This window comes from Vibrio brasiliensis LMG 20546 (assembly GCF_000189255.1).
Classification (GTDB): Bacteria; Pseudomonadota; Gammaproteobacteria; order Enterobacterales; family Vibrionaceae; genus Vibrio; species Vibrio brasiliensis.
Genome location: NZ_AEVS01000021.1, coordinates 1 through 16442 on the forward strand (window position 1 = coordinate 1; position 16442 = coordinate 16442).

Here is a 16442-nt window from a genome sequence, read left to right on the forward strand (position 1 = left end):
AATTGGTTGCGAGGACTGATTTAAAACCAGAGACCTTCGCAAGGTTTTATGAATGGCTGAGCCCGACGAGCTAGCGAATCACAATACCTATAAATTTGGTTGCGGGGGCCGGATTTGAACCGACGACCTTCGGGTTATGAGCCCGACGAGCTACCAAGCTGCTCCACCCCGCGTCCGTATTCATCATTTAAAGCATGACGAAAGCTTATAAATTTGGAGCGACACACGAGGTTCGAACTCGTGACCTCAACCTTGGCAAGGTTGCGCTCTACCAACTGAGCTAGTGTCGCATCAACAACGTTTCCGCTGTTCAGGGCTGCGAATTATAAGTGCATTTTTTTGTGATGCAAGTCCTTCATGCAAAAATAATCCATTTTTTTTTCGTTTGGATAAAAAGCGCACACCAATACACAAAACAGCTTGATATTCATACAGAAGCCCATTGAGTCAGAGCAAACTCGACGCTCGATAATTGTTCAAAATGCGATATCGTGCTGCCTTTTGATTGTTACTGGTCGCAGCCAATTGACAATTTATATATAAATGACAGCTATCAATCCTCCAAACGAATCAAACGTTTACTCCTTGTTGTAGTAGGTTCTTTATCTATGTCATCTGTCAGGCTTTATTGGAAAGCATTGTTATCATTGATTTTGATTGCCTCCATCGCAGGATGTGGTTCTATCCCTAAACCAGTACGAAACCTGGGCAAGAGTGATGTAGATTTTGTTATGGATGTTCACGCTCGCCAGTTAAAAGAGCAAATGGTCGAACTCACTCGCAAGCTTTACGTCCGTAATCCAATTCAATTGAAGAAAAACCCACAGGCGACAATCGATAGCCGTATCCAACAGATTTTTGGTGCTGAAGATAGTATTGAGTTGCCTCCCCTCGTTTTTGACGAACTTAACGGAGTGACCGGCATTGAAGCCATATTACTAAGCTTTGACGATAATTATCAGGGAGACCGGGTTTTTGCAGCGATCGTTGGTCTGTCAGAGATGCTCCGCCGTTCGTACAACCACCAGCAAGAGTTTTTTATACTCGACTCACTTGATGAGCAATCACTTTACAACAGTGCACGCAATATCGAGGTGTTCGTTTGGCGTCTTTACCATCGCAAAGACATTGAGGGCAACCCGCTCATCTACAGTAATTCCTTCGATGAAAATGGCGTTGATATAAGTTTTGATCGCCTGTTTACCAAAATGGTGATGATTCAGGATATGATGGCGCTGATCGTTGCGGATAAGACCAACCGAAGTATTACCAAAGTGGTTCAGGGCGTAGCGCAATTTGCCTTCTTGCCAGTCCCTTAATCGCTGTAGAGCAGATAAAAATAAAGCCAGCATCATGGCTGGCTTTGACAGATTAGATCGAAATAATGGTGTTTCGATAATATTGCAGCTCGGCAATTGACTCACGGATATCATCCAAAGCCAGGTGACTGCCTTTTTTCGAAAACCCATCTAAAACTTCTGGCTTCCAACGGCGAGTCAACTCTTTCAGTGTGCTGACATCAATGTAGCGGTAATGGAAATATTGTTCCAACTCAGGCATATGCTTGTATAAGAAGCGGCGATCCTGACCAACGCTATTACCACAGATAGGTGACTTTCCTTTCGGTACCCACTTCTCCAGAAATTCAATCGTTTGACGAATCGCTTCTTGCTCATCAATCTTACTTTCGCGAATACGATCCACTAAGCCACTGCCCGTATGAGTCGTGGTACACCACTCATCCATTTTTTGCAGCTCTTCTTCAGGCTGATGAATGGCAAGTACAGGTCCTTCAGCTAAAATATTCAATTCACTATCGGTGACAATGGTAGCGATTTCGATGACTTTATGAGTTTCAGGGTCTAGTCCTGTCATCTCTAAATCAATCCAAATCAAATTCTGATCGCTAAAGGACATAAATCGTTGCCTATTGGTTTTCTGATAAAAAGGGTACTATACCCAAATTCCGATACCCAAGATAGCTTGAGATAGTCTCCTTCTTGCTGGTATCACTCAATAAATTAATCAAACGAAGTAGAGAAACGTGGCTAAAAAGAAAAAGCTAACCAAAGGTCAGGTAAGACGTGTACGTCATAACCAAAAACGTAAACTCAAGCAGGAAGAGTCGATCCAGTGGGACGAGTCTATGCTGGGTGGCAGCAAATCTGGCCTAGTTATCACTCGTTTTGGACAGCACGCGGATATCGAAGATACTGAAACTGGCGAGATTCAACGCTGTAACTTGCGTCGCGGCATTGAAACCTTAGTGTCAGGTGACAAAGTTATCTGGCGCCCGGGTTTAGAGTCGATGGAAGGTATTAACGGTGTAGTTGAAGCCGTTGAACCTCGAACTTCTGTACTGACTCGCCCTGACTACTATGATGGCCTGAAGCCTGTAGCGGCAAACGTGGATCAAATGGTGATCGTCTCTTCCGTACTACCTGAGCTATCACTGAATATCATTGATCGCTATTTAGTTGCTTCTGAAACCCTCAACATTGCACCACTACTCGTTTTAAATAAAATCGATCTACTCGAACAAGAACAACTAGCCGAATACAAATCTTGGCTGGCCGAGTACCAAAGAATTGGCTACAAGGTTCTGTTTGTCAGTAAGCAAACTGGTGAAGGGATTGAGGAGTTAGAAGCTGAACTGAAAGATCGTATCAATATCTTCGTTGGTCAGTCTGGCGTTGGTAAATCGAGTCTGGTTAATGCTCTGATGCCTCAGTTTAACGTCGAAGAGGGCGAGATATCTGAAAACTCAGGTTTAGGTCAACATACTACAACCGCCTCTCGTCTTTACCACATTCCTACTGGCGGTGATTTGATCGACTCTCCAGGAGTACGTGAGTTTGGTCTGTGGCACTTAGAAGCCGACGAAATTACCAAAGCTTTTGTGGAGTTCAGACCTTTCTTAGGCGGTTGTAAGTTCCGTGACTGTAAGCATAACGATGACCCAGGTTGTGCGTTACGCCAAGCAGTTGAAGATGGCGAGATCAATCAGATCCGCTTCGATAACTATCACCGAATTTTGGAAAGCATGGCTGAGATGAAAGCCAACCGCCAATACTCTCGAAGTAAAAAAGCAGATTTGTAATCGCAAATTTGTAAGCAAACTATCGCAACTACTGACTTTTGGGCGCAATTTGAGTAACATCTCGCGCCCAGAATATAGTCAATCAAGCAAATAACATTGGAATTGAACACAATGGATAAGATTAAAGTTGGACTGCAATATTGGATTCCACAACATGGCCTAACGCGCTTAGTGGGTAAGCTAGCTTCTGCAAAGGCTGGCGGTCTAACAACAGCAATCATTCGCTGGTTTATCAAACAATACAACGTCAACATGGATGAAGCTCTTCATTCTGATCCTAAGCATTTCAAGACGTTCAATGAATTCTTTGTTCGTGAGTTAAAAGAGGGTGCACGCCCAATTACTGAAGGCGAGTCAGTTATTACTCACCCTGCTGACGCATGTGTAAGCCAGTTTGGCCCAATCACTGACGGTAAGTTGATTCAGGCTAAAGGCCATGATTTTTCAGCGCAAGAACTACTAGGTGGTGACGCCGCTCTGGCTGAAGAGTTTGCTGAAGGTGAATTTGCAACACTTTACCTGTCTCCACGTGATTACCACCGTGTACACATGCCGTGTGACGGTACATTACGTCAGATGATTTATGTCCCTGGTGATTTGTTCTCAGTAAATCCTCTCACAGCTGAAAATGTACCTAACCTGTTTGCTCGTAATGAGCGTGTGGTATGTATCTTCGATACAGAGTTTGGTCCAATGGCACAGGTTCTTGTTGGCGCAACTATTGTTGGCAGCATTGAACAGGTTTGGGCTGGCACTATCACTCCACCACGTGGCAACACTGTCTACAAATGGGATTACCCTGCAGAAGGTGACAAAGCTGTGATCCTTAAGAAAGGTGAAGAGATGGGTCGCTTTAAACTAGGCTCTACGGTGATCAACCTATTTGCTAAAGACGCCATTACATTTGATGAGTCGATGCAAAATGGTCAGGCTACCGTAATGGGTACTGCCTACGCTCACACTAAGCAAGCGTAACTCTGACTACATCAGATAAAAACATAGCCCCGACAGTTCGGGGCTTTTTATTGACGCAAAACAAAACCCTTTCAACAAATTCAACTGTTTAACAAAATTCCAAACTAGCTCTAAGACCTGATTCTGTTTGTAAATTAATCTATAGCCTCTTCAAGTTGTCTGTGAGGTCACCCACCGTATGCCCAAGGTAGAATCTGGAATAATCTTTAAGCTGTTAGTCAGTTTCGGGCTGCCGATTGCTGTACTCTTCATGCCTATTGATTGGATCCCTATTGATGATTTAACCCTGATTCAGCACCGCCTGCTGGCAATATTCCTGCTTGCCGCTCTGCTGTGGGTACTGGAGCCCGTTCCTGTGTTCGCGACATCGATCCTGATCATCGCTTTGGAACTGGTCATGATCTCCAACAAAGGCCTTCATCTTTTCAGAACTCCACCCGCAGGCCATGATCTTGGCGAGCTGATGAACTACACCGATATCTTCAGTGCTTTCTCTTCGCCTATCATCATTCTGTTTATGGGTGGTTTTGCACTGGCAATAGCGGCTTCTAAATATGAACTGGATAACAACCTGGCGCGAGTACTGCTCAAGCCGTTTGGCCACCAGCCTAGATACATAATGTTGGGCTTGATGCTTATCACCGCCGTGTTCTCGATGTTTATGTCGAACACGGCGACAACCGTGATGATGCTCGCTCTGCTTGGACCTATCGTTGCTTCCGCACCAAAAGGCGATCTGGGCATAAAAGCTTTGGTACTTTGTATTCCGATCGCGGCCAATACCGGCGGTATCGCAACCCCTATTGGTACCCCACCCAACGCCATTGCGCTTCAATATCTGACTGGTGATAACAGTATCGACTTCCTCAGTTGGATGATGATGGGCCTGCCGTTCGTCGTTGTTCAGTTAACTATTGCCTGGTTCTTGCTGCAAAAACTTTTCCCTTCTTCTCAGCAAACCATGAAACTAAAACTTGATGGTAAGTTCCAGAATAACTGGCGCGCCATCGTCGTCTACATAACATTTGCCGCAACGATTCTGCTATGGATGACAACTAAACTACACGGTATGAATACCTATGTGGTTTCCATTATTCCGCTAGCCGTCTTCACCCTAACAGGCATTATGGGCAAAGCAGAGCTTAAGTTGATTAACTGGGATGTGCTCTGGCTGGTTGCCGGTGGTATCGCAATAGGTATCGGACTCGACAAAACCGGACTAGCTGCAGCGCTGGCACATGCGATTGATTACGAGTCTTTGTCTCCAGTGGCGGTAGTTCTAACTATGTCGGTCATCTGTTGGCTAATGGCAAACTTTATGTCCAACACAGCAACAGCAAACTTGTTAATGCCAATTGCCGCGGCGATTGGTGCTTCAATGGAAAGTCTTGCTTCGGTTGGTGGCTTGCAAGCCCTACTGGTAGTGGTGGCCTTCTCTGCATCACTGGGCATGATTTTACCCGTTTCGACGCCACCTAACTCGCTTGCCTATTCTACCGGTCTGATTGAAAGCAAAGATATGGCTAAAACAGGCCTGATCATTGGTGTACTCGGACTACTGCTTGTCTATGTAGGAGCTCTGCTTCTCACTTAAAGACAGCTTACGGTGTTCAGTCGCTGATTATTGCGATTGAACACCCGCACAATTAACGGTTTAAAAAACTGATTCAATTGATGATTTCAAAACATTGATCACCTCTGTCCACTAACTTTCAATATAAAATCAGTGGGATATAAACATACCTTTTCACTAACAATGTGAGATTTTGTGGCGGTACTCACTATCTAGATTAAGAAAACACCCTAATCAACAGCTAAATAGTCTGCTTCCGCTTTCTCGGTTTATTGTCTCGTAATGAAGGAAAGACAATGAGAAATACAATTAAGCTCAAAATTCAGATTGCTATCGCAATCGTGATTGCTGTCGTTTCTGGCGTACAAGCCTGGATCTCTGTCAGCCAACTCAAGCAAGAAACCACTTCTGCACTCAACAGTGAAATGGCCAATATCAGCCACGCTACGTCCCGTTACATCAGTGACTGGCTGGCGATCCGCAGCGATATGATGTTAGCCAATGAAAAAACCATTATCGAATCAGACAACTCTGACCGTGAGATGCTAGTGACTAAACGTGCTGGTGATTTTCTTTCCGTTTATGCTGGTTTTGAAGATGGTTCGATTGCCTTCGGCGATAAAACTGAAGACTGGCCGGCCGACTATGATCCTCGCACTCGCCCTTGGTATCAAGATGCCATGAGTGCTTCTGGGTTAATCCTGACGGAACCTTATCAGGACTTTGATGGCAGTATCGTTGTCAGTTTCGCTAAGGCATTTTCAGGTAACAAAAAAGGTGTGCTCGCTGCGGATCTCACGGTAACCAATATCATCAATGAAGTACTGAACATCTCCATCGACAACAATGGCTTCACCTTCCTGGTGGATGGTAATAACAACATCGTGGCTTACCAGGATGAAAAACTTAGCCAGAAACCACTGACTGACTTAAACCCTAACCTGACCAGCACTAAGATTCGTCAGTTAGTTGATACCTCAGCAATTTCAACCATCAGTTGGCCTGAACAGGGCGATCAGCTGATTTATGTCGCGAATGTACCAACCACTGACTGGTCGCTAGGTATTGTTGTTGATAAAGAGTTGGCGTTTGCTTCCGTGTCAGAACAGATCCAATTCACTGCGCTTGCCTCGCTACTGCTATATATCATCATCGCTTCGATAAGTACCTACACCGTCACTCGCTTGCTTAAACCTCTGCAAGAACTGTCAGCATCGCTGCTGCAACTGGCTAAAGGTGAAGGAGATCTAACCCAGCGTATTGAGATTAAGCGTAAGGATGAAATTGGCGAAGTTGCCGAGCACGTCAATCAGTTCCTGGCTCAGATGCAGATCATGATTAGTGGAATCATTAACCATAGTGACCAGCTAACGAAACAGGCAATTCAGGCGAATCAACTCTCAGAGCAAGCAACGCAACAAATTGAAGCCCAGCAGAATGATGTTAATCAGATCGCTACCGCCATACATGAAATGTCCGCGACTGCAGCTGAAGTTGCCAGCCATGCTGAGATGACTGCGACTGCTTCACAGACCTCATCGATAGCCTGTCAGGATGGCCAGCAAGTGATTGAAAAGAACCGTCAGGCAATCGTAGAGCTGGCGAATCAAGTCAGTGCCGCCGCTGGTGTGATTACTGATTTGGAAAGCAATACCCAAAGCATTAACCAGATCCTATCGACGATTCAGGAAATCGCTGAGCAAACTAACTTACTGGCTCTCAATGCTGCTATCGAGGCTGCTCGTGCAGGTGAGCAAGGGCGTGGTTTTGCAGTCGTTGCTGATGAAGTTCGAGTCCTTAGCCAACGTACTCACGGCTCAACCGAAGAGATTCGTAACATGATTGAGACTCTGCAAAGCAATACCAAGCTTGCGGTAAATAGTATGCAGAGCAGTACCTCACTGGCCGATACCAGCGTCGATTATGCGCAGCAAGCGGCGGATAGCTTAGCGGCCATTACCGATGCAATTACCGAAATCAATGATATGGCGCTACAAATCGCCAGTGCCGCAGAGGAACAACGTGCTGTGAGTGAAGATATCAGCCGTAATACTCAAGGTATTAAGGACGCTTCTGACGTTCTTGCTGAGCAAGCAATTCAGAGTAGCGACAGTGCTAACCATATGCGTGGTTCAGCAGAAACCATGCGCGATGAAGTTGGTCGCTTTAAGGTTTAACACTTTGTTTTAAGCCTTATTTGATGCATATTGTCAGCCTGTATTTTTTCCCAATCACAAGGACATGGTGTCAATGGGTTATGAATGGCTGGCACTGGCAGCTGCGTTTTTATGGGCAGTTGCCAGCATACTCTCTGTTACCCCTGCCCAGCACTTAGGCACATTTGCTTATAGTCGCTGGCGTATGGGCTGCACCTCAGCAATCTTAGCTTCTATTGCACTTTTTACCGGTGGTTGGGCGAGCGTAGAAACGAGTGCTATTTCCGCCATGATGCTCTCTGGTGTAATTGGTATCTTCATTGGCGATACTGCGCTGTTTGCCTGTTTGAATCGTATGGGGCCGAGACAGGCGGGTCTGTTGTTCTCATGTCACGCGGTTTTCTCCGCAATTCTCGGCTACTTCTTATTTAGTGAAACCATGACCAATCTTGAGCTGCTTGGCTCAGGATTGGTGTTTTCTGGTGTACTCACAGCGATTTTCTTTGGTCGTAAAGGGCAATCAAACAACCAACTCGAGTCGATCAAAGGCAAAGTCTGGGTAGGCATCAGCTTAGGTTTGCTCGCCGCCCTGTGCCAGGCATTGGGTGGAATCATCGCCAAACCTGTCATGCTGACCGAGATAGACCCAATCGCCGCATCAGCAATGAGAATGATGACAGCGTTTGCTGCTCACTGTTTGTTTTTCTTCAGCGGTGCCAGACTGGCTCGGGCAACTCGTCCTATGAACCTGAAGATTTTTTCTATCACGGCACTCAACGGCTTTTTAGCGATGGCGGTCGGAATGACGCTGATCCTCTATGCACTTCAACAAGGTAATGTCGGCATGGTTGCACTACTTTCTTCTACGACACCTATCATGCTGTTGCCTATACTTTGGATTTATTCGGGCAAACGCCCCAATCGATTTGCCTGGATCGGCGCGATTGTCGCAGTAGCTGGCACTGGCATTCTCGTCAGTTAGCAGCAATTAAATCGATAGGTATTTCCAGCTTTATTTTGCGCTTTGATAGGCGACAATGGAGTGATTAAGGCAGAGACTCAAATTGAGCACACTGCGAGTAGGGTGAAAGATAGCAACAATATTTAGCAAACAATATTTGATCTTAACCTACAGTTTTGGTTAAAAAGTGTAGTAAAATTACGCTAATTTTGTTTCCAAAGTTACTTTGAAATTTGACGAGGTCATCACTATGACAGCTAAGAAGCCAATGGCTCTAGTTATTCTTGACGGTTACGGACACCGTGAAGATACAGCAAGCAACGCAATCGCAAATGCTAAAACTCCAGTATTAGACGGTCTGTTTGCTAACAATCCAAATACTCTAATCTCTGCTTCTGGCATGGATGTAGGCCTACCTGACGGTCAAATGGGTAACTCAGAAGTGGGTCACACCAACATTGGCGCAGGCCGAGTGGTATACCAAGATCTTACTCGCATCACTAAATCTATCGCTGACGGCGAGTTCACAAGCACTCCTGCTCTGGTTGAAGCAATTGACGCTGCTGTTAAAGCAGACAAAGCTGTGCACATCATGGGTCTAATGTCTCCAGGTGGCGTTCACTCTCACGAAGATCACATCTACGCTGCAGTTGAAATGGCTGCTGAGCGCGGTGCTGAGAAGATTTACCTACACTGCTTCCTTGATGGTCGTGATACACCACCACGCAGTGCTGAAGGCTCTCTACAACGCTTCCAGGACCTATTCGCTAAACTAGGCAAAGGTCGTGTTGCTTCTCTAGTTGGTCGTTACTACGCTATGGACCGTGACAACAACTGGGATCGTGTTCAGGTTGCTTACGACCTCCTAACTCAAGGCAAAGCCGAGTTCACTTACGATTCAGCGGTTGCTGGTCTTGAAGCAGCTTATGCTCGTGAAGAGAACGATGAGTTCGTTAAAGCAACAGCGATTAAAGCTGAAGGCCAGGAAGACGCAGCAATCCAAGATGGCGACGCAGTAATCTTCATGAACTACCGTGCTGACCGTGCTCGTCAAATCACGCGTACTTTCGTACCTGATTTCGCAGGCTTTGAGCGTGCAGTATTCCCAGCGATCAACTTCGTAATGCTGACGCAATACGCGGCTGATATTCCTCTGGCAATTGCATTCCCACCAGCATCTCTTGAGAACACTTACGGTGAGTGGCTATCTAAGCAAGGTAAAACTCAGCTACGTATCTCTGAAACTGAAAAATACGCACACGTAACTTTCTTCTTCAACGGTGGCGTTGAATCAGAATTTGAAGGTGAAGAGCGTCAACTTGTTGCTTCTCCAAAAGTAGCGACATACGACCTACAACCTGAAATGAGCTCTGAAGAGCTAACAGAGAAGATGGTTGCTGCGATTAAATCAGGCAAATACGACACTATCATCTGTAACTACCCTAACCCAGATATGGTTGGTCACACTGGCGTTTACGAAGCGGCTGAAAAAGCAATTGAAGCTGTTGATGCATGTGTAGGCAAAGTTGTTGCAGCTATCGAAGAAGTAGGCGGTCAAATGCTGATCACTGCTGACCACGGTAACGCTGAAATGATGGTAGACCCAGAAACAGGTGGTACACACACTGCGCACACTAACCTGCCAGTACCTCTAATCTACGTTGGTGACAAAGCGGTTGAGTTCAAAGAAGGCGGTAAACTGTCTGACCTTGCTCCTACTATGCTGTCTCTGACTGGTTTAGAAATCCCAGCTGAAATGTCTGGCGAAGTATTGGTTAAATAATTCAACCAATCTCACTGACACTAAGCCCGAGCCTATGCTCGGGCTTTTTAATTTACCGATATATCCTTATCACTAGCAAGTTTTAACATTCCTCTTTCGTCTAGCGAATTTGTTTGGTTATACTGATTGCCCGTCAAATAGTTAGGATTGATTTGAACAATGGCTGTCACTCACCAAAAGGCATTTTCTGCCGGCAAACGACTCGTTACGCTAGGGTTGGTTCTTGCTGCCTGTTCACTATCCCCAACTTACGCGGCTACTAATGCTGAACTTAAAGGTGTGAGTGGCGAGATTTCACGTCAAAAGAGCTCTCTTTCTTCGCAACAAAAGAAACTCGACTCTCTGCAACAATCACTAAAGTCACAAGAAACCACCATCAACCGCCTCGAAAATGAGATTAAACAATCCAAAGCGGCGCTGAAAAACACCAACCAGAATATCGCTAAGCTAGAGAGCAAAGTCGATAAGCTGGAAAGCGATAAGAAAGCCCAGAGCGATAAGTTAGCAGAGCTGATTCAGACCTACTATGTTACCCAACGTGCTAAATCATCAACCAATATCCTTAACCAGGGCGTTGAAGAGGATCGCATTAGTCAGTACTTCCAGCACTTAGCCAAAGAGCGTGCTAACACCATTGCTGAGCTTGAAAAGACCGTCAAAGAACTTGCACAAAGTCGTGAGCAACTCAACTTAGAGAAAAAGCAGATCACGACTTTGCTTAATCAACAAACCACTAAACGCGATCAACTGGCCAAAACTCAGTCCAAGCGTAAAGGCACGGTATCTCAGATCAAGAAGAGTATCTCCAACGATAAGGTTTACCTCTCTGAGCTACAACGAAATGAGACCAGATTAAAAGCCGAAATTGCCAAAGCAGCGAAGAGAAATGCGGTACCAATGGATGGCTTAGCCAGACAAAAAGGCAAGCTTCCATGGCCACTCAGAGGTAAGACTCTACACAACTACGGCACGACCCAAACAGGCCAGATTAAGTGGAAAGGCATGGTGATAAACGCCGATTATGGTCAGTCAGTCAAAGCGGTCTACTCAGGGACCGTCGTATTTGCAGACTATCTGCGTGGCTATGGTCTGGTGGTGTTGCTCGACCATGGCAAAGGCGATATGACCCTTTACGGTTTTAACCAGAGCCTGCTTAAGAAGGAAGGTGATAAGGTTGCGGCTGGTGAGAAGATCGCTCTCGCGGGTGATACTGGCGGCCAATCCCGTCCATCGCTCTACTTTGAGATTCGCCGTAATAGTAAAACCCAAAACCCGAAAGCTTGGTTAACTCGATAAAGCAAAAAGGCCTGAACAATTCAGGCCTTTTTCATACTATGAGTAGTACTGTTCCACACTCTGAATAAACTGGTCTAGTTGTTGTTTCTCGAGCGCATTGATTCCGGCTGCTGCTGCACGCCCTCCTCCAGACGGGAACTGACTACAGATATCCCCCGCCCCTTGTTTATTATTCAGTGGAGCACGTAACGAAACGGTATAAGTCCCATCTGCATTTTCCGTTAATACCGCATGAGCACTATCGGGTGACTGGTTAGCTAATAAGTTGCCGTAGACACCACTGATACGACGAGAGGAAGCTTGATCAGGTAGCTCAAAAACGCCCAATTTATCACTTTGATGTCGAGGTTCTATTGCTAAGGCTTTATCCATATCTTGCTGATAAGCTGAACGCAGAACATAAAACGGTGAGCTTTGATCGGCAATAACAGCAAAAGGATCATGATAGGTCAAAAGCTCTTGAAACAGTTGGTCGGGCTGATAATGAAGATCGGCGAGCTGACTTCCGTAGCCGTTATAGTTGATCAAAGTACCCAGCTCTTTGAGTTGCTCTTTCTGCTCAAATGACAGATTGGCTTTGTCTGCAAGCTGATCCGCTTTAGCAATTAAGTTATCACCATAGGCAGCAGTAATAGCCCAGTAATGAAAACGACCACCGAGAAGCTTGTCGATGATAAGCGCGGTACAGGTATTAGCATCAAGGTCGATATGAGCTTCTAAGTTTGTATGCTGAGGAATATCACCTGACTTATGATGATCGGCATAAAAAACGCGAGCACCGGCGGCCAGAGCGGCCTCAAGACCAGCTTTGTTCTTCTCCATCGAGATGTCCAAAGCAACAATAGAATCGTCTGAGTTAATGGTGAGCTTCTCCAGTAATTGGATATCACGCTTAACCCCAGTAACGAGAGTTGACTCTTTTGGCTCAGCCAGTCGCAGCTGGAGCAGAGCGATGATGCCATCCGCATCGCCATTAAAAACATCGTAGTGCATAAAACAAAACCCATTAAAGTAGCTCTCTTTACTCTAATGGGTTGGTTATCTTTTCACAATTTCAATTAGTTATGACTAAGCATGAATCGCTTTAACGCCATCTTCCAATAATTGTAGTTGCTCTAAGCCTTGTGGTGTCGCTTTTGGTTTCACTACCGAGATCATCTGTAGCATCCCCTGATGGATCACCTGCTCGGTAATTTGAGTTTTAGGAGACATCGCAGCCTGATAGCCCAGCCAGCTTGAAGCGATTAAGTGCAACGTCGTCACCAGTGACTTCATTTCACTGTCTGCAACAGAAACAAGTTCTAAACCAACGAAAGCACGCATAATATTAATCAGGTTCCCCTGAAGCTTCTCTTGCACCTGAATATACTCTTCATGTAACTGCTCATCACGCTGAAGGATTTCTGGCAAATTGGCGTAGAAGAATCGGTATTTCCACATCAAAGTAAAAATGGAATCCAGGTAGTGCTTAAGCAGAACTAGGCTCTCTTGCTGCCCTTGAATAGGAGTAAAGCGTTCCAGTAGCTCATTCGAATAAAGCGCAAAAATCTCGCGCACTATTTCCTGCTTATTACGAAAATGGTAATAGAGATTGCCCGGACTAATATCAATATGTGCAGCGATGTGGTTAGTAGTGATATTCCTTTCACCATGCTCATTAAATAATTCCAGTGCAGCTAGCACTATCTTGTCACGAGTTTTCATCTGTTATCCGTATTCCTTTCCATTTATCTGGCAGTATAGCGACTAGTGTAACCTATAACAAAAAAGCGCCTGGTCATATCAGGCGCTTTCATTAGATTACTCAATTATTTGTGGTACGGCTTAGATAACTCATGCACCGCTTCGACAAATACGCCAGCATTCTCAGGCGGCACGTCAAGGTGAATACCGTGACCTAAGTTAAACACATGGCCTGTACCTGCGTCACCGAAGCCTTCAAGAATAGTCGATACTTCTTCACGGATACGCTCAGGAGAAGCATACAGCATTGAAGGATCCATATTACCTTGTAGTGCAACCTTGTCGCCCACACGCTTAACAGCATCGGCAATATTGATTGTCCAGTCCAGACCAACTGCATCACAACCCGTTGCTGCGATCTGCTCTAGCCACATACCGCCATTCTTAGTGAACAGAGTAACAGGCACGCGACGACCGTCGTTTTCACGGATTAGACCATCAACAATCTTGTGCATGTACTGAAGTGAGAACAGGTTGTAATCACGAGGAGTAAGAACGCCACCCCATGTATCAAATACCATAACAGACTGAGCACCCGCTTTGATCTGCGCATTGAGGTATTCAATCACGCTGTCCGCCAGCTTATCTAGCAGTAGGTGTAGTGTTTGAGGCTCTGCATACATCATCTTCTTGATCTTAGTGAATGCTTTCGAGCTACCACCTTCAACCATGTAGGTCGCTAGAGTCCATGGACTACCAGAGAAACCGATTAGCGGCACATCACCGTTTAGATCTTTACGGATCTGACGCACTGCATTCATAACGTACTGCAGTTCACCTTCAGGATCCGGTAAACCGATTTTTTCTACGTCAGCTTTACAAGTGATTGGCTTATCGAATACTGGGCCTTCACCCGCTGCGAAGCGAAGTTCTAAACCCATCGCATCTGGGATAGTTAGAATGTCTGAGAACAGGATTGCCGCATCAAGAGGGAAACGACGCAGTGGCTGCAATGTTACTTCCGATGCTAGCTCTGCATTCTTACACAGAGACATAAAGTCACCCGCTTCTGCGCGAGTCGCTTTGTATTCTGGAAGGTAGCGACCGGCCTGACGCATCATCCATACTGGAGTGTAATCTACAGGCTGCTTTAGTAACGCACGAAGGTAGCGGTCATTTTTTAATTCTGTCATTCCGTTTATCCGATTATTAGGCTCAACTTTGTTGCGGCTATTCTAACACTGTTTGGCTCTCAAAAGCTGTGTGCTTTGCAACCTAGATCAAGTTATTAACTTTTAAATCAGTGCTTAATTTGCACCCACTCAGTAACAGTGTTAAAAATTTGTTTGCTAGCGAAAACTACAATTATAAACTGGACACATAGTGTTCAGCATCTCATAACGACATCTTACTTACCCCCTCCTTCTGGAGGGTTTTTTTTACTTTATTTTCAACCACCTAGCTTTTAGCTAGTGAGATTGTATGCTCAATCAATGCTCTGGCGATTGTCCCCTCTGGGGCTACTGGTGGAAGCTGATTAACGTCAAACCACTGTGCGTCACTGAGCTCGCTATAATCCGGTTTTAATGTACCTGATTGATAATCGGCTAAAAAACCCATCATCAGACTGGATGGAAATGCCCATGGCTGACTACCAAAATAGCGAATATTAGTCACATCGATACCCGTTTCTTCTTTCACTTCACGGGCAACACACTGCTCTAAAGTCTCTCCTACTTCAACAAAGCCAGCAATCACCGTATACATGCCATTACGATGTCTTGGATGTTGCGCCAAAAGCAGCTGATTATCTTTTCTAACAGCAACGATAATACATGGGAATATTCGCGGATAATGGAGGGTTCGGCAATCACCACACTGCATCGCCAGCTGGTTATGATTGAGGTGGTTTCGTCCACCACACTGGGGACAAAAACGCAGTGTCTGTGACATATGACCATATTGAACCGCCTTGCTCATTAGCAGAAAAAGCGGTTCAGGAAAATGTAAGCAGTCGCGCAGAGAAGTAAGCTCTAATTCAGCGTCAATATCAGCTTCATTGAGCCAGTAAACAGGCGTATTTTCATAATGCCCCAGCTGAATCGCCTGCTGATAAGGCAAGCCATAATCCTGCGCCATCCCTTTCGGTAGCTCACCTTCAACCAGCCAGATATCACTTCCTGATACAATACACCAATAAGCAGCGTTCATACGGTTTGTCTCACCTTTAGTTAACATTAGCCCACCTCTCCACTTGCAGTTCGTCTATTTTACTGGCAATCTAAATTCATACCAGAGTTTGTAGTCACGCAAATTTAAGGCTATAAATTTTAGTAACGACAAGAGGTTGTAACTCTGAACAAGCTTTGAGACCAAAGCATAATGATCACCAGAGAAGTGATCCGATCATGAGGATATGGTCATGTTGAATAAATTCAAACAAACACAAGAACAATGGGGTGGCTCAAGCGAAGTCATCGATCACTGGCTTGAAACCAGACAGGCACTTATTGTTGAATATTGTCAGTTGGGCGCCCTACAACCTGCGAACGGACACGCTAACGTCGTCGAACTTCCTTCCCCTAAACAAATCAGCTCTTTTTGCGACCACGTCGTCGATTATATCTCCGAAGGCCACTTCAAAATCTACGATATGGTAATGAAGAAATGGCAAGCAACCGGCTTTAAAACCAATAACGAAATCGACGCTACCTACGCAAAAATTGTCTTAACGACAGAGCCTTTGCTTGAGTTTAACGACAAGTATGTCAGTGTTAGTTCCGATGATGAGCTACCTGACTTCGAAGCTGACATGTCTAAAATTGGTGAATTGCTGGAAGTGCGCTTTGAGGTTGAAGATAACCTGATTCAGCTTATTGCCGATAGTTTAGCGATACCGCCAGGCGCGTAAGCAA

Annotated in this window: 14 protein-coding genes and 2 tRNA genes; 9 read left to right on the forward strand and 7 right to left on the reverse strand. The window is 45.3% G+C overall.

What is annotated here, in order from left to right; translation table 11 throughout:
- Positions 1-96 precede the first annotated feature (96 nt).
- Both RH46_RS04295 and RH46_RS04300 read right to left on the reverse strand, forming a co-directional pair.
- Positions 97-173, reverse strand: a tRNA-Met gene (locus RH46_RS04295).
- A 41-nt stretch (positions 174-214) separates the two neighbouring features.
- Positions 215-290, reverse strand: a tRNA-Gly gene (locus RH46_RS04300).
- Between the two features lie 318 nt (positions 291-608).
- On the opposite strand from RH46_RS04300, the gene RH46_RS04305 reads away from it, so the two are divergent.
- Positions 609-1319, forward strand: a complete 711-nt coding sequence (locus tag RH46_RS04305) for a hypothetical protein (RefSeq protein WP_006878181.1) — start codon at positions 609-611, stop codon at positions 1317-1319.
- A gap of 52 nt (positions 1320-1371) precedes the next feature.
- On the opposite strand, the gene orn is transcribed toward RH46_RS04305, so the two are convergent.
- The gene (gene orn, locus RH46_RS04310; RefSeq protein WP_006878182.1) at positions 1372-1917 is read right to left on the reverse strand and encodes an oligoribonuclease; all 546 of its coding nucleotides are present in this window, start codon (positions 1915-1917) and stop codon (positions 1372-1374) included.
- A gap of 127 nt (positions 1918-2044) precedes the next feature.
- Between orn and rsgA the strand changes: the two genes are divergently transcribed.
- The 7 genes from rsgA to RH46_RS04345 all read left to right on the forward strand — a co-directional run bounded on the left by rsgA (position 2045) and on the right by RH46_RS04345 (position 11844).
- A complete protein-coding gene (gene rsgA, locus RH46_RS04315; protein ID WP_006878183.1) occupies positions 2045-3100 on the forward strand; it encodes a small ribosomal subunit biogenesis GTPase RsgA in 1056 nt (351 codons plus the stop codon).
- A 111-nt stretch (positions 3101-3211) separates the two neighbouring features.
- Positions 3212-4075: an archaetidylserine decarboxylase gene (gene asd, locus RH46_RS04320; RefSeq protein ID WP_006878184.1), complete on the forward strand. Its 864-nt coding sequence runs from the start codon at positions 3212-3214 to the stop codon at positions 4073-4075.
- A 178-nt stretch (positions 4076-4253) separates the two neighbouring features.
- Positions 4254-5669 (forward strand): SLC13 family permease, encoded by a 1416-nt coding sequence (locus RH46_RS04325; RefSeq protein WP_006878185.1) that lies wholly within the window; start codon positions 4254-4256, stop codon positions 5667-5669.
- A 275-nt stretch (positions 5670-5944) separates the two neighbouring features.
- Positions 5945-7825 (forward strand): methyl-accepting chemotaxis protein, encoded by a 1881-nt coding sequence (locus RH46_RS04330; RefSeq protein ID WP_006878186.1) that lies wholly within the window; start codon positions 5945-5947, stop codon positions 7823-7825.
- A gap of 73 nt (positions 7826-7898) precedes the next feature.
- Positions 7899-8786: a DMT family transporter gene (locus RH46_RS04335; protein WP_006878187.1), complete on the forward strand. Its 888-nt coding sequence runs from the start codon at positions 7899-7901 to the stop codon at positions 8784-8786.
- A 229-nt stretch (positions 8787-9015) separates the two neighbouring features.
- Positions 9016-10548, forward strand: coding sequence for a 2,3-bisphosphoglycerate-independent phosphoglycerate mutase (gene gpmM, locus RH46_RS04340; protein ID WP_006878188.1), 1533 nt, complete (start codon positions 9016-9018; stop codon positions 10546-10548).
- A gap of 159 nt (positions 10549-10707) precedes the next feature.
- Positions 10708-11844, forward strand: a complete 1137-nt coding sequence (locus tag RH46_RS04345) for a murein hydrolase activator EnvC family protein (RefSeq protein ID WP_006878189.1) — start codon at positions 10708-10710, stop codon at positions 11842-11844.
- Positions 11845-11880: 36 nt separating this feature from the next.
- Here RH46_RS04345 and RH46_RS04350 read toward each other — a convergent pair whose 3' ends face one another.
- From RH46_RS04350 to nudC, 4 genes are all read right to left on the reverse strand, one after another.
- Positions 11881-12837, reverse strand: coding sequence for a DHHA1 domain-containing protein (locus RH46_RS04350; protein WP_006878190.1), 957 nt, complete (start codon positions 12835-12837; stop codon positions 11881-11883).
- 75 nt (positions 12838-12912) lie between these two features.
- The gene (locus RH46_RS04355; protein ID WP_006878191.1) at positions 12913-13548 is read right to left on the reverse strand and encodes a TetR/AcrR family transcriptional regulator; all 636 of its coding nucleotides are present in this window, start codon (positions 13546-13548) and stop codon (positions 12913-12915) included.
- Positions 13549-13652: 104 nt separating this feature from the next.
- Positions 13653-14720, reverse strand: coding sequence for a uroporphyrinogen decarboxylase (hemE, locus tag RH46_RS04360; protein WP_006878192.1), 1068 nt, complete (start codon positions 14718-14720; stop codon positions 13653-13655).
- Positions 14721-14985: 265 nt separating this feature from the next.
- Positions 14986-15765, reverse strand: a complete 780-nt coding sequence (gene nudC, locus RH46_RS04365) for an NAD(+) diphosphatase (protein ID WP_006878193.1) — start codon at positions 15763-15765, stop codon at positions 14986-14988.
- Between the two features lie 178 nt (positions 15766-15943).
- Between nudC and RH46_RS04370 the strand changes: the two genes are divergently transcribed.
- Positions 15944-16438, forward strand: a complete 495-nt coding sequence (locus RH46_RS04370; protein WP_006878194.1) for an Rsd/AlgQ family anti-sigma factor — start codon at positions 15944-15946, stop codon at positions 16436-16438.
- Positions 16439-16442: the final 4 nt, after the last annotated feature.